This window comes from Pollutimonas nitritireducens (assembly GCF_002849615.1).
GTDB classification, from domain to species: Bacteria; Pseudomonadota; Gammaproteobacteria; order Burkholderiales; family Burkholderiaceae_B; genus Pollutimonas; species Pollutimonas nitritireducens.
The window spans coordinates 194,993-208,412 of sequence record NZ_PDNV01000005.1 but is presented as its reverse complement, the minus strand read 5'-3'; the positions used below and the strand labels follow the sequence as shown (position 1 = coordinate 208,412).

The 13,420-nt window shown below is 55.6% G+C and carries 11 protein-coding genes; 9 read left to right on the top strand and 2 right to left on the bottom strand.

The window, feature by feature from the left end:
- Window positions 1–173: 173 nt before the first annotated feature.
- Window positions 174–332 carry a DUF3309 family protein gene (locus CR155_RS08995; protein WP_102069680.1) on the top strand — a complete coding sequence of 53 codons (159 nt, stop codon included), beginning with the start codon at window positions 174–176 and terminating at the stop codon, window positions 330–332.
- Window positions 333–334: 2 nt separating this feature from the next.
- Here the strand turns inward: CR155_RS08995 and CR155_RS08990 are convergent, their stop codons facing one another.
- Complete coding sequence (locus CR155_RS08990; RefSeq protein WP_102069679.1) at window positions 335–1,255, bottom strand: ZIP family metal transporter; 921 nt, start codon at window positions 1,253–1,255, stop codon at window positions 335–337.
- Window positions 1,256–1,470: 215 nt separating this feature from the next.
- On the opposite strand from CR155_RS08990, the gene CR155_RS08985 reads away from it, so the two are divergent.
- The 5 genes from CR155_RS08985 to CR155_RS08965 all read left to right on the top strand — a co-directional run bounded on the left by CR155_RS08985 (window position 1,471) and on the right by CR155_RS08965 (window position 6,955).
- A complete protein-coding gene (locus CR155_RS08985; protein WP_102069678.1) occupies window positions 1,471–2,490 on the top strand; it encodes an SDR family oxidoreductase in 1,020 nt (339 codons plus the stop codon).
- A gap of 78 nt (window positions 2,491–2,568) precedes the next feature.
- Entirely contained in the window at window positions 2,569–3,789 is a 1,221-nt protein-coding gene (gene egtB / locus CR155_RS08980) for an ergothioneine biosynthesis protein EgtB (protein ID WP_233214094.1), read from the top strand.
- Window positions 3,786–4,775 (top strand): L-histidine N(alpha)-methyltransferase, encoded by a 990-nt coding sequence (gene egtD, locus CR155_RS08975; RefSeq protein ID WP_102069676.1) that lies wholly within the window; start codon window positions 3,786–3,788, stop codon window positions 4,773–4,775. Before egtB ends, egtD begins: the two co-directional genes overlap by 4 nt.
- Window positions 4,776–4,850: 75 nt before the next feature.
- Window positions 4,851–6,620, top strand: coding sequence for a thiamine pyrophosphate-requiring protein (locus CR155_RS08970; RefSeq protein ID WP_102069675.1), 1,770 nt, complete (start codon window positions 4,851–4,853; stop codon window positions 6,618–6,620).
- Between the two features lie 41 nt (window positions 6,621–6,661).
- Window positions 6,662–6,955 carry an ElaB/YgaM/YqjD family protein gene (locus tag CR155_RS08965; protein ID WP_102069839.1) on the top strand — a complete coding sequence of 98 codons (294 nt, stop codon included), beginning with the start codon at window positions 6,662–6,664 and terminating at the stop codon, window positions 6,953–6,955.
- A gap of 10 nt (window positions 6,956–6,965) precedes the next feature.
- On the opposite strand, the gene CR155_RS08960 is transcribed toward CR155_RS08965, so the two are convergent.
- Window positions 6,966–8,027, bottom strand: a complete 1,062-nt coding sequence (locus CR155_RS08960) for a DNA topoisomerase IB (protein WP_233214060.1) — start codon at window positions 8,025–8,027, stop codon at window positions 6,966–6,968.
- A 378-nt stretch (window positions 8,028–8,405) separates the two neighbouring features.
- On the opposite strand from CR155_RS08960, the gene azu reads away from it, so the two are divergent.
- From azu to nosZ, 3 genes are all read left to right on the top strand, one after another.
- Window positions 8,406–8,855, top strand: a complete 450-nt coding sequence (azu, locus tag CR155_RS08955) for an azurin (RefSeq protein ID WP_102069674.1) — start codon at window positions 8,406–8,408, stop codon at window positions 8,853–8,855.
- A 240-nt stretch (window positions 8,856–9,095) separates the two neighbouring features.
- Window positions 9,096–11,396 carry a NosR/NirI family protein gene (locus CR155_RS08950; protein ID WP_102069673.1) on the top strand — a complete coding sequence of 767 codons (2,301 nt, stop codon included), beginning with the start codon at window positions 9,096–9,098 and terminating at the stop codon, window positions 11,394–11,396.
- A 105-nt stretch (window positions 11,397–11,501) separates the two neighbouring features.
- Entirely contained in the window at window positions 11,502–13,418 is a 1,917-nt protein-coding gene (nosZ, locus tag CR155_RS08945; RefSeq protein WP_102069672.1) for a TAT-dependent nitrous-oxide reductase, read from the top strand.
- The last annotated feature ends 2 nt before the right edge of the window (window positions 13,419–13,420 follow it).

Genomic DNA, 13,420 nt, shown 5'->3' with positions numbered 1-13,420 from the left:
TGATTCAAATATAAGCAGTCGTAGTCTGAAAGAATTCCGTCCCGGAGCAAACCGCATACCCGCATGGCCTTCGTGTGGCATGACACTTGCTGGGGTTACGGCGGGCTGGCTTGGCTTGCCACGATGGAAGCGTAGCCGAGTTATCGTGTGGGGTAACCGTAACGGAGAATGATATGTCAGTCGGAACAATATTGCTGATCATACTTATCTTGATACTCATTGGAGTGCTTCCCAGTTGGCCCCATAGCCGAGGTTGGGGGTACGGGCCTACAGGCGGAATAGGTATCCTGCTCGTGATACTTCTTGTGCTGCTCGCATTGGGATACGTATAGCCCTATCCCAGAGCCGTATCCAGAACCATCATCAGGCCAAAACCAATGATGAGTCCAATCGTTGCCGAAGATTCGTGGCCTTGCCGGTGAGACTCCGGGATGATTTCGTGACTGATCACGAAAAGCATCGCGCCCGCTGCGGCGGCCATGCCCCAAGGTAAGAGTGCGGCCGAAATACCGATTATGGCTACCCCGAACACGGCGGCCAAAGGTTCTACCAGCCCAGATAATACAGCCACCCCAGCCGACAGTCCTCGACCGTATCCGACGCCACGGAGTGCCAAAGCGACCACCATACCCTCCGGAACGTCTTGAATGGCGATCCCCATGGCGAGAGCCTGCGCGGCAAGTGCGTCGGGGCCGGTGAAACCCACGCCTATGGCAAGACCTTCCGGCAGGTTGTGCAGCGATATGGCGAGCACAAACAGCCAGACACGTTTGAGTTTACGTGCATGTCCGCCTTCAAGTCCTTTCACGAAGTGCTCGTGCGGCATTACGCGATCAATCAAGAGCAGGACGAGTGCTCCGATCAGCAGGCCACCCGCCACGACGCCGCTACCACTCCAGGGGCCTAACCCTTGGGACTCGGCGGCGTCCAATGCCGGAATAATCAAGGAGAATGAACACGCGGCCAACATGACGCCTGCGCCGAATCCCAGCATGCTGTCGTAGGAGCGCTGGGAGAAATTTAAAGAGAAAAGTATGGGCAAGGTGCCAAGTGCGGTGGCCAACGCCGCCATCGATCCGCCCCATAGGGCGCCCACCATCTTCTGGTTTGGGTCGATCAAGGTTGTATAGAGAGCCACGCATAGAAGAATCGTCGCGATAGCCAGGATGGATAGCACCAGCCAGTAACGCAACTTCGAAATTTGCTTGCCATTCGGTCGATCCGACGCAGCAACCTTTGATACGAGTTCTTCCATACGAATTCCGGAATGAAGCAAACAATGGGCAGGCGCCAACCCTTCCCCAACCCTCGGTGCTTATTATAAGGACCAGACGCCGGCAAGCTTGAGCGCCGAGCAAACGTCATACCCATTTATGCGGGACCGCCAGTTGCTGGCGAGTACTGCGCTCAGGTTCCAGGTCCTTCAGAAGCCGAGGCATATTGACGCTCAACGCGGTAAGGAGAAATAAATTGAAAAAGACGCTAAAACCCCTGAAACAGCAGGTTATCGTCATTACCGGTGCCAGTAGCGGCATTGGATTGGCCACCGCGCGCATCGCGGCGCGGCGCGGCGCCCGACTTGTGCTCGCCTGCCGAAACAAGCCCGCGCTCGACCGGCTGGTCGAGGAGCTTAAAGCGGAGGGGGCCGACGCCATCGCTGTCAAGGCCGATGTCGGCATACAGGAGGATCATCGGAAGATTCTGGATGCGGCGATTACTGCTTTCGGCGGCGTAGAAACGTGGGTCAACAACGCCGGCGTATCCATTTTCGGTAAGCTGGAAGAAGTCGCTATTGATGATCAGCGCCAATTGTTCGAGACCAATTACTGGGGTGTGGTTTACGGCTCGCTGACAGCCATCAGCCAACTGCGCCTGACAGGAGGCGCCTTGATCAACGTGGGGAGTGAAGTTTCCGACCGCGCCGTGCCCCTTCAAGGTGCGTATTCGGCCTCCAAACATGCGGTAAAGGGATTCACGGACGCACTGCGCATGGAACTCGAAGCCGATGGTGCCCCGGTTTCGGTCACATTGATCAAACCCGCCTCGATCGATACCGGCTTTTTACAGCATGCCAAGAATTATCTGGATGTGGAGCCGCAGCTTGCACCACCCGTCTATGACGCAAAGGTTGTGGCGGAAGCCATCCTCTATGCTGCGGAACATCCTATGCGGGATGTATTTGTCGGCAGCGCTTCGAAGGCCATTTCAGCATTCGGCCAGCGGATGCCCTCGTTTGCCGACAAATTGTTAGGCAGGTCGATGATTCGCGCGCAGCGTAGTGATAGGCCAGCGCAGGCGCGCCATGACGCCCTATGGGATGCGGGCGATGACCTGGCAAGAGAAAGTCGTGATACCGATAAACATGCACGCAGCTTCAGCGTTTACACCGATATGAACACTCGCTGGCGTGCCCTCACCCTTACCAGCGCGGGCCTGGCGATTGCCTATGGCGTGCTACGCCTCGCGGTGCGTCGCGGTCCCACTCGCTGATCCGGGGAACGACGGCCTATGTCAGCAATCCCCTCGGCGGCTCTCAAGCCGCAAGCCGCGACCTTGCCGCGCACCTTCATGCTGAGGCAATACACTCGCGTCCGAGACTACAGCCTGGAGCTCACCGCGACTTTGTCGCCTGAGGACCAATGCGTCCAATCCATGCCCGATGCAAGCCCAAGCAAATGGCATCTGGCCCACACCACCTGGTTTTTTGAAACAATGCTGCTGCGGCCTTTCTCGCCGCATTACCAGGTTTTCAATGATCGGTACCACTACCTCTTCAACTCTTATTATGAAAGCCTCGGCTCGCGGCATCCAAGGCCGCGGCGTGGGCTATTGACGCGTCCTACCGTGGACGAGGTGATCGACTACCGCCGACATGTGGACGCCGCCATGCAGCAATTGATCGAACATGCTGGACCGGACGCCTGGTTCAAGATCAGGCCATTGCTCTTACTCGGTTTGAACCACGAGCAGCAACACCAGGAGCTGCTGCTCACCGATATCCTGCACTTGTTCTCCTGCAATCCCTTGCTGCCGGCCTACCGATCTGGCAGCGACAAAGATTCCCTGTCCCCCGCTTCCATGGCTACGGAACATGGGCTCACATGGTTGCCTCAACCGGGAGGAACCGTTGGAATCGGTTGCATCGACACTGCCGGTGAGGAGGATTTTGCATTCGATAACGAAACACCAAGACACCATGTGTTGTTGTCTCCTTACAGGCTGGCTGACCGCCTTGTAACCTGTGGTGAATTCGCGGAATTCGTGTTCGACGGCGGCTATCAGCATGCCGGATTGTGGTTGTCTGATGGGTGGGCTGCGGTCGAATCTTGGGGCTGGACGGCGCCGGCATACTGGATGGCACCGGATGAACCCGAAGCCGGAATAGAGGGCTGGCAAACGTTTGGACTTGACGGTGTGCGGCCTCTGGATCCCTCAGCACCAGTCACTAATATCAGTTTTTACGAGGCGGCGGCATACGCTGAATGGGCGCAAGCCCGGCTGCCGACTGAGTTTGAGTGGGAGGCGGCGGCTCGGGATCCACGAATGGCGCAAGTGACCGGACATGCCTGGCAGTGGACGAGGTCATCCTACGATCCTTATCCGGGTTTTCGTTCTGCACCGGGCGCGGTCGGCGAATACAACGGTAAATTCATGGTCGGCCAGCTGGTATTGCGAGGCAGCAGTTTCGCAACCCCCCCCGGGCATACGCGGGTGACCTATCGTAATTTCTTCCAGCCGAGCGCGCGCTGGCAATTCTCGGGGTTGCGATTGGCAAGGGACAACATATGACCATAGGCCAACAGGCTCATCGCAGCACTACGCTGTTCAGCGTGTCCGCGGGCAAGGCTCCGACGGACGACTTTTCAGCGGACATGCTCAAGGCGCTCGCAAGCCGCCCGCGGTATTTATCCCCCAAGCATTTTTATGACGAGCAAGGCTCTTCCTTGTTTGATCAGATATGCGAGCTGCCCGAGTACTACCCCACGCGCGCGGAATTATCACTATTGAAGTTGCACGCGCAGGAGATCGCTGAGTTCCTGGGAAAGGATGTGGAGATCGTGGAATTCGGGGCAGGTTCCCAGCAGAAAATACAACTGCTGCTGGATGCCATGGATACTCCGCATTGTTATGTCCCCATTGATATCTCCGGCTCCCATCTTGCAGCGGCGGCTGAAACTTTGCAGCGTCGCTATCCCGAGCTTGACGTGCGACCAGTCGTGGGCGATTACACCAGTCCTTTGCGGCTGCCGGCAATGCACCGCAACTGCGATCGACGTGTGGGTTTTTTTCCCGGTTCAACCATAGGGAATCTGTGTCCGTCCGAAGCCTTGACATTCTTGAAGCAGGCACGTCACCTTTTACGCGGCGGAGGACTGTTGCTGGGTGTCGATCTGATCAAGGATCCAGCGATTCTCCATGCCGCGTATAACGATAGTCAGGGAGTCACGGCGGCCTTCAACCGTAATGTGCTCATTCGCGCAAATCGCGAACTGGATGCAAATTTCGAGATCAACGCGTTCGCCCACAGTGCCTTCTTCAACGCGCCATTACAACGCGTCGAGATGCACTTGATGAGCCTGCGGTCCCAACGGGTTCGTGTCTGCGACCAGACCTTTTCTTTTGCGCAAGGGGAAACATTGCACACTGAAAATTCCCATAAATATACGGTGGACGGCTTGCGAAGCATGGCGGTCAAAACAGGGTTCGAGCTGGGACCTGTATGGACGGATGCGCAGAACCAGTTTTGTCTTTGCTGGCTACAGATCCCATTCTGAAAGACCGCTGCATCCGACGCGCGCGGGCATGCGGGTTGCTCGAATACCCATGTATCGATCGATTCAGGAGCGGGCATGGAAACAGTCTCGGATTTCATTCTAAAGCGTCTTTCGGAATGGGGAGTAAAGCGCATATTTGCGTATCCGGGCGACGGTATAAACGGGCTGATCGGCGCATTTGGGCGTACAAAGGATGGACCGGAATTCGTGCAAGTACGGCACGAGGAAATGGCGGCGTTCATGGCTTGCGGTCACGCGAAGTTCACAGGGCAAGTTGGCCTGTGCATGGCAACATCGGGGCCCGGCGCGATTCATCTCCTGAACGGCCTGTACGACGCGAAAATGGATCATCAACCGGTTGTCGCGATCGTGGGACAACAGGCGCGTAGCGCATTGGGCGGTGACTATCAACAGGAAGTCGATCTTCTAAATCTATTCAAGGACGTTGCCGGCGATTTCGTGCACGTGGCCAGCAGCCCGGTCCAGGTGAGGCATCTTCTGGACCGGGCGATGCGCATCGCCATGGAGCGTCGTGCCGTGACGTGCATCATCGTGCCTAACGATGTGCAAGATTTACCGGCGGTGGAAACGCCTCCGCATGAACACGGAACAGTACATAGCGGTATAGGCTATACCGTACATTCCAATGTGCCTGACGAACAAGGCCTGCACGCGGCGGCCGATGTTCTGAACAGCGGCGAGCGAGTCGCGATACTGGTGGGTGCCGGTGCCTTGCATGCCACCCATGAAATCGAGCAGACCGCGGACCGCCTGGGTGCGGGCGTGGCAAAGGCATTGCTGGGCAAGGCAGCCATCCCCGACTCCCTTCCCTATGTGACAGGGTCGATAGGCTTATTGGGTACACGGCCCAGTTGGGAGCTCATGAATGGCTGCGACCGGCTTTTGCTGATCGGAACGTCGTTTCCCTACTCGGAGCTCCTGCCGGCCGAGGGCCAGGCCAGAGCTGTCCAGATAGACCGGGACGGACGAAACTTGAACATGCGGTATCCCGTGGAGGTAGGCTTGGTGGGAGACAGCAAGGCAAGCCTCCTTGCACTGCTCCCATTGCTGCGTAAAAAGCAGGACCGTACGTGGCGAGACAACATCGAAAAAAGCATCTCCCAATGGTGGAAGACTATGGAAGCACGCGCTATGGTACAGGCAGAGCCAGTCAATCCTCAACGTGTTTTCTGGGAGCTTTCAAGCCGGTTACCGGATCGCAGTATTCTTGCCTGCGATTCCGGATCAGCTGCCAACTGGTACGCGCGCGACTTGAAATTTCGCGACGGCATGCTCGGATCGGTATCGGGCGGCCTGGCATCGATGGGCTGTGCCCTGCCCTACGCGTTGGCAGGCAAGCTTGCATTCCCCGATCGTCCGGTCTTTGCATTGGTGGGCGATGGCGCCATGCAAATGAACGGCATCAACGAACTCATCACCGTGGCGAATCGTTGGAAGCAGTGGAAATCGCACGCTTTTGTCATCATGGTATTGAATAACGGGGATTTGAACCAAGTGACCTGGGAACAGCGTGCCATGGGTGGCGACCCACGGTTTGATACCTCCCAGTTGCTGCCGACTTTTCCCTATGCCGAATACGCGAAACTGCTCGGGCTGGACGGAATCAAGATAACAGACTCAGCACATGTTGGCGCGGCGTGGGACGCGGTGATCAACGCGGATCGCCCGACGCTGCTTGAGATGGTAACAGACCCCAATGTGCCGCCGCTTCCGCCCCATATCGAATTGAAACAGGCCAAAGCCTATTTACAGGCGATAAGCAAGGAAAGGGCGTCAGGCGGTGCCGTACTGCGCTCGACCATCAAACAATGGTGGGCGAGCTGATGCGACGCCAAACGCACTTGAATTTCCGAGGAGAATGCACCATGACAGACCACACCGCACCTGATCTCAATGAGATGCTGAAAAAGGCCACACAACTGCTCCAGGATACGGCTAGTTATACCGGAGCGGACATTGAGGCCGCTCGAGCACGTCTAAGACAGCAACTCGAAGCCGTGCAGGACTTGAAAGCGCGCCAAGGGTGGCTTGCGGCTCTGTGCGGAGCGCCTCTGTCCAGAGCGGTGAACCAGTGCGTGCATGAACATACCTGGTCGGCGATCGGCGCCGCCACACTATTGGGCATGCTGGCGGGACACTGTGTTGCCCGGCGACATTAAGCACGGACATTTAACGCCTATTCACACTCGTTTCGCCATTCTTAAGTGTTCGCAGGAAGGCGAAAAATCGTCTCTCATCGGCGTTCAAGCCCCGGGGCGTGGAAATAGCCTGCCTAGAAGGCAGTCGATCTTCAAGATATGCCTCTACGACAGCCGGGTGAATATAACAATCGCGGCAGACCGCGGGCGTGTTGCCCAGAAGTTTGGCCGCCGCCTTGACCACCTCGTTCACGATGCGTCGTTTGGAGTCCGGATCTTGATTTACGCCGGCGTGTCGTTGCAGCTGGTTCAACGTCAAGACGGACGCCGCCCACGTACGGTAATGTTTCGCGGTGAAATCGCCTCCCCCCGCCTCTTTGAGGTAATCGTTGACGCAGCCCGAATCAACGCGGCACCTGGTCCCATCGGGAGTCTTGAACTGGAAAAGTTCTTGACCTGGAATTTCCATGCAACGCTTTATGACCGCTGCTATACGACGATCTGAAACCTTGACGTCGTGCTCGATGCCCCCCTTGCCCCGGAACTGGAAGCGCACCTGATTTCCTATGACTGAGGTGTGGCGGCAGCGCAATGTCGTCAAGCCGTAGGATTTATTGGTTTTCGCATAGTATCGGTTACCCACCCGTATCAGTGTCAATTCAAGCAGTCGCACGATGACGGCCACCGTTTTCTCGCGAGTCAAAAGAGGGCCTTTCATGTCGCGTGCCACACGTCTCCTGATACGCGGCAACGCGAGGCCGAAAGCCCCCAGCTGCTCATATTTGGTGTTGTCGCGCGTTGCTCTCCATTGTTCGTGGTATCGATATTGTTTACGACCACGCGCATCTCTCGCCGTTGCCTGGATGTGTCCTTGCGGATCCGGGCATATCCATACTTCAGTGTACGCAGGCGGGATTGCCAGAGCATTGATGCGATCGATCATTCCGGCGTTCTCGATCAACTTGCCGTCGGTACCGCGATAGATGAACATGCCTTGTGAGAATTCGCGGGTTATGCCCGCAACGTCGTCAGAGACATAGATCAAGCCCTTCCTGGACGAGGGCATATTGGCATTAATGGTTGTCTTCCCCATACATCACAATTTTTTACGATATGTGCTGGTTGGCAAGGCTAGCGGATCCACGCGCCCCGGGTCAGCCCCACGAGTACTGTTTTAGCAAGTAGTATGCCTAAGCCTGATCGGATCCGGAGCCACTCTTTTTGGCGCATAACCCTCCTAGGGGAAAGGCGTTTTTGGGAGAATAAGCCTATATGTTTAACGTACAATGTGGAAGATCGGATGGGCGGCCCTACCATGTTGGCGGCGCATCGCATCGCTCTACATACTGAAGTTTGATACCGATCAAGAGCAAGCGCCGATTCGTAGTATTAAATATCACTTTACGATATAGTCGTTCTATCCATCTGGACGTTCGCTTTCTATTCACTACTGTTGTTATCGGAGATTATTATGTTTGCTAAAGTTGCTTTTGCCGCACTGCTGTCCGCCATGACCTTGCCAGCGCTGGCCGCCGATTGCGAAGCCACCATCGAAGGCAATGACGCGATGCAGTTCAACATGAAGGAAATGACCGTCGACAAAAGTTGCACCAAATTCACCGTGCACCTGAAACACACAGGTAAACTGCCCAAGGCCGCTATGGGTCATAACTGGGTGTTGACAAAAACCGCTGATAAACAAGGCGTTGCAACAGACGGCATGACCGCCGGCCTTACAAAGGACTACGTCAAGGCCGACGATGCGCGCGTCATTGCGCACACCAAAGTCGTCGGTGGCGGTGAATCCGATTCCGTCACATTCGATACCAGCAAGTTGGCGGCGGGTGAAAACTACACATTCTTTTGCTCATTCCCCGGACACTGGGCCATCATGACAGGCACGCTGAAACTCAGCAGCTAAGTGCATGCAGCAACGCGGTGCCCGTCACCGCGTTGCTTTTCCCTCCATCTGCTCTTTGCGCTCGATACAAAAACTTCAATGGCGTCCGGACCGTCGGCTGTTAGCAGGTCCCGATCACCCCACATCGTGCTTCCCTGCTTTTACTTGTAGTGAATCCCCAGGCAAATTGACCCAAGTCAATATGACGGAGTTAAAAAGTGCGTAAGATTCGAAACAGTCAATCGTTGAAAGAGTAGCCGCATGATCAGCCTTCCCCGACCACATGGGCTAGTCCGAACAGCACAGTTTGTTTTTCTTGCCTTATTGCTGGCAGTCAGCGTGATCCTCCAGACCTCGCATGCCCAGCGTCTCCCTGAATTTCTCGACACACTCAAACCCGCCGAAATCTTCCCGGGCGCTGACCGGGTTGGGCCGCCCGAGGGCAAACCCATGATAGCCCGCGCGTACGCGGGTGATCGTCAATTAGGTCTTGTCTACCTCACGACCGATGTCGTGAATACACGTGGCTATTCCAGCAAACCCATCGATACCCTCGTCGCCATCGCTGATAATGGTGAAATCGTTGGCGCCAAGCTGGTCAAGCACCACGAACCCATTGTTTTGATAGGCATTCCTCAAGCCAAGGTCGACGATTTTATCCAAGGCTATGTCGGGCTCAACTTTGTCGAGACCCCTCCGCGTCACGGCGCGCCCACACCGGTGGACATCATCAGCGGAGCCACCGTGACCATGATGGTCATCGGAGATACCATTACGCGTTCGGCCATGAGTGTCGCGCGTACTTATGGCATAGGCAGCCAAAAAAGCAGCGAGACTAAAGCAGCGCCGGTGGCGGCCCGAATCGTCGATGAAACGCAGAGCACGGTCCAGAGCTGGGACGAACTTGTCGCAAATGGTGCTGTGCGCCGCCTGCATTTGACGGTAGAGGACATCAACAAGGCATTCGAGGCGACGGGAAGGCAAGGCGCCATCGATCGTCCTGAATCGGGCGAGCCGGACGATGATTTCATCGACCTGTACACCGCACTCGTAAGCGTTCCAGCAATTGGGCGTAGCCTATTGGGCGAGACGGAATGGAAAATATTAAGCGAACGACTGAAGCCGGGCCAGCAAGCCATTCTTGTCGCTGGCGATGGGCACTACTCCTTCAAGGGCTCAGGTTACGTGCGCGGCGGTATTTTCGACCGTATTGAGCTAGTTCAGCAGGAAAGCAGCTTTCGCTTCAGAGATCGCGATCATCAGCGCCTGGCAGATGTTTTTGCGCAGGGCGCGCCTGGTTTCAAGGAAGTTGCCTTGTTTGTCGTTCCCGAGGATGCAACGTTGGATCCCGTGGCGCCTTGGCGCCTGCAGCTTATGGTCCAACGCGTGGTCAGCGTCAAAGAGAAAGCGTTTCTTACATTTGACCTCGATTACCAATTGCCGCAGCAATATACGCGCACCGATCCGACTGCAGTGGTGGCCGAGCCGGCGGCCGCCCAAGGAAGTACGGGGGATTCGACATCTCCAGCCGCCTCCGCTCCGGGCGGCAGTAATGCCGAGATAGCCGCCGAATTTGAAAATGCTCCCCCCTTGTGGAAACAGATCTGGCGTGCCAAGACGGGCCAGGTTTCCGCAGTGCTGGCCGCCCTGCTGCTGCTGGTGGGCGTATTTTTCTTCCAGGATCAACTTGCCAGCCGCCCTGTGTTCTACGATCGCTTCCGGCTGGTATTCCTTACATTCACCCTCTTCTGGATCGGGTGGTACGGACAGGCGCAGCTTTCCGTGGTCAACGTCCTGACTTTTACTTCGGCATTGCGCACAGACTTCCGCTGGGAATATTTCCTGATGGATCCCGTCGTTTTCATCTTGTGGTGCGCAACGGCCATATCCATGGTGTTCTGGAACCGTGGTGCGTTCTGTGGTTGGCTCTGCCCATTCGGAGCATTGCAGGAACTTACCAACCGCCTTGCCAAACGCCTGGGCGTCAAGCAGATCAACGTGCCGCATGGCGTGAATCAGCGGCTTTCGACAATCAAGTACGTTATTTTCATCGTGTTGTTCGGGTTCTCGCTGTACGAGCTTTCTGTCGCCGAACAGCTGGCCGAAGTAGAGCCCTTCAAGACCGCCATCATCCTTAAATTCGTGCGCTATTGGCCCTTCGTGCTGTTTGCAGTGCTGCTTTTGGTGGCAGGCCTGTTTATTGAGCGTTTTTTCTGCCGCTACCTCTGCCCGCTCGGAGCCGCCTTGGCAATTCCAGCCAGGTTACGGGTATTCAACTGGTTGCGCCGCTATCGTACTTGCGGTAATCCCTGCCAGCGCTGCAATATCGAATGTCCGGTGCAGGCTATCAATCCCGAAGGCGACATCAACCCCAACGAATGCATTCAATGTCTTCATTGCCAGATGTTGTATCACCACGAAACGAAATGCCCACACCTGATCCAAAAGAATGCCAAGCGGCAGAAACGCCACGTGCCACCGCCCGATGCCATGCCTGGGGAAACAGTGATCCGTTTCATACCGGCAGCGTCCAAACGGTCTGTTGCCGAACCGGAATCCTGATTTTGCACACATCACTTTGCCACTGAATATATATAGCTGCACTTCACTACGGCGCCGGCATTCGACAGCTCGCATACGGACGCCTAACAACGCAAGGAGTTTTTCATGTCTGATCAAAAATTAGAGAAGCCGGGGCTGAGTCGTCGGGGCTTCCTCGGAACCGCCGCGATTACCGGAGCCGCCGGCTTGGTGGGCGGTACACAATTGTCCTCGGCGTATGCCAAGGACGATAAAAAAGGTTCGAAGGGACAGTCCGCGCATGTGGGTCCAGGCGAGCTCGATGAATACTATGCATTTAATTCCAGCGGTCAGTCCGGGGAAGTTCGTGTAATGGGTTTGCCATCGATGCGCGAGTTTGTGCGCATACCTGTCTTTAATCATTGCAGCGCGACCGGCTGGGGCCGCACCAATGAAAGTCGCAAGATCCTGACCGAAGGGCTCACTCCGCAGACCAAGGAATATCTGAAGGACCAAGGCGGTGTATACCTTAATGGCGATGCACACCACCCTCACCTGTCCTTTACCGACGGAACGTACGACGGGCGTTTTCTGTTCATTAACGACAAGGCCAACACCCGCGTCGCGCGCATTCGTCTTGACGTCATGAAAACGGACAAGATCACCGAAATACCCAATGTGTCGGGTGTGCACGGCTTGCGTCCTCAGCGTTACCCACGTACCGGTTATGTGTTTGCCAATGGCGAACACATAATCCCTCTGCCCAACGATGGAAAAATCACCGACGATCCGAAGAAGAACTTCTTTGCAGTCTACACAGCGCTGGACGGCGACACCATGAAGGTGGCGTGGCAAGTGATGGTGGATGGAAATCTGGACAACGGAGATGCAGACTACCAAGGCAAGTACTCATTTTCGACATGCTACAACTCTGAAAAAGGTCTCACTGTCGAAGAGATTTCAGCCAACGAGCAGGATTGGGTTGTTGTATTCAACCTCAAGCGTATTGAAGAAGCCGTCAAGAACGGTGATTTCAAGGAAATGGGTGGCGTGCCTGTCATCGATGGTCGCCATGGTTCAAAATACACCCGCTACATACCCGTACCCAACTCGCCACATGGCTGCAATGCCGCGCCAGATGGTATTCATATCGTACTGAACGGCAAGCTTTCGCCTACAGTCACTGTCCTTGACGTTCGCATGCTGGATGACCTGTTTGAAGACAAGATCAAGCCGCGTGATTGCGTGGTGGCAGAACCCCAGCTCGGACTCGGACCGCTGCACACAGCTTTCGATGGTCGGGGCAACGCCTACACCACCCTGTTCATCGACAGTCAGATCGTCAAATGGGACATAGACAAGGCCAAGCGTGCCTACAAGGGAGAAAAAGTCGACCCCATCGTTCAGAAGCTCGACGTCCATTATCAGCCGGGTCATAACCATACGACCATGGGCGAGACGAAAGAAGCCGATGGCAAGTGGATGGTCTCGCTGAATAAATTCTCCAAAGACCGCTTCCTGAATGTCGGTCCTTTGAAGCCCGAAAACGATCAGCTTATCGATATATCGGGCGATGAAATGAAGCTCGTGCACGACGGCCCTAGTTTCGCCGAGCCACACGATATGTGCCTGGTCCACCGTACGAAGGTCCGTCCATTAAGCGTATGGAAGCGTGACGATCCCATGTGGGAAGACGCCCGGGAAATGGCCAAGAAGGATGGTGTAACGCTGGAAGGTGCCAGTAATGTGATTCGCGATGGTAATAAGGTGCGTGTCTACATGATTGCCGTGGCCCCCATGTTCAGTCTTCAGAAGTTCGAAGTCAATGAAGGTGATGAGGTCACCGTCGTCGTCACCAATATGGAAGTCATTGAAGATTTGACTCACGGATTTACAATGGAAGGACATGGTGTCGCCATGGAAATCGGGCCTCAGGCGACGTCGTCGATTACATTCAAGGCGGGTCGGCCGGGAGTTCATTGGTATTACTGCCAGTGGTTCTGCCATGCCTTGCATATGGAAATGTCGGGCCAGATGATTGTCCGTCCCAAGGCATCCGTATAAAA

What these genes read in the sequence shown, in the direction of transcription:
- CR155_RS08995 (WP_102069680.1), top strand. Translation starts at nt 174, where the DNA reads ATGTCAGTCGGAACAATATTGCTGATCATACTTATCTTGATACTCATT.
- CR155_RS08970 (WP_102069675.1), top strand. Translation starts at nt 4,851, where the DNA reads ATGGAAACAGTCTCGGATTTCATTCTAAAGCGTCTTTCGGAATGGGGA.
- azu (WP_102069674.1), top strand. Translation starts at nt 8,406, where the DNA reads ATGTTTGCTAAAGTTGCTTTTGCCGCACTGCTGTCCGCCATGACCTTG.
- CR155_RS08965 (WP_102069839.1), top strand. Translation starts at nt 6,662, where the DNA reads ATGACAGACCACACCGCACCTGATCTCAATGAGATGCTGAAAAAGGCC.
- CR155_RS08950 (WP_102069673.1), top strand. Translation starts at nt 9,096, where the DNA reads ATGATCAGCCTTCCCCGACCACATGGGCTAGTCCGAACAGCACAGTTT.
- nosZ (WP_102069672.1), top strand. Translation starts at nt 11,502, where the DNA reads ATGTCTGATCAAAAATTAGAGAAGCCGGGGCTGAGTCGTCGGGGCTTC.
- CR155_RS08990 (WP_102069679.1), bottom strand. Translation starts at nt 1,255, where the DNA reads ATGGAAGAACTCGTATCAAAGGTTGCTGCGTCGGATCGACCGAATGGC.
- egtB (WP_233214094.1), top strand. Translation starts at nt 2,569, where the DNA reads ATGCTGAGGCAATACACTCGCGTCCGAGACTACAGCCTGGAGCTCACC.
- CR155_RS08960 (WP_233214060.1), bottom strand. Translation starts at nt 8,027, where the DNA reads ATGGGGAAGACAACCATTAATGCCAATATGCCCTCGTCCAGGAAGGGC.
- egtD (WP_102069676.1), top strand. Translation starts at nt 3,786, where the DNA reads ATGACCATAGGCCAACAGGCTCATCGCAGCACTACGCTGTTCAGCGTG.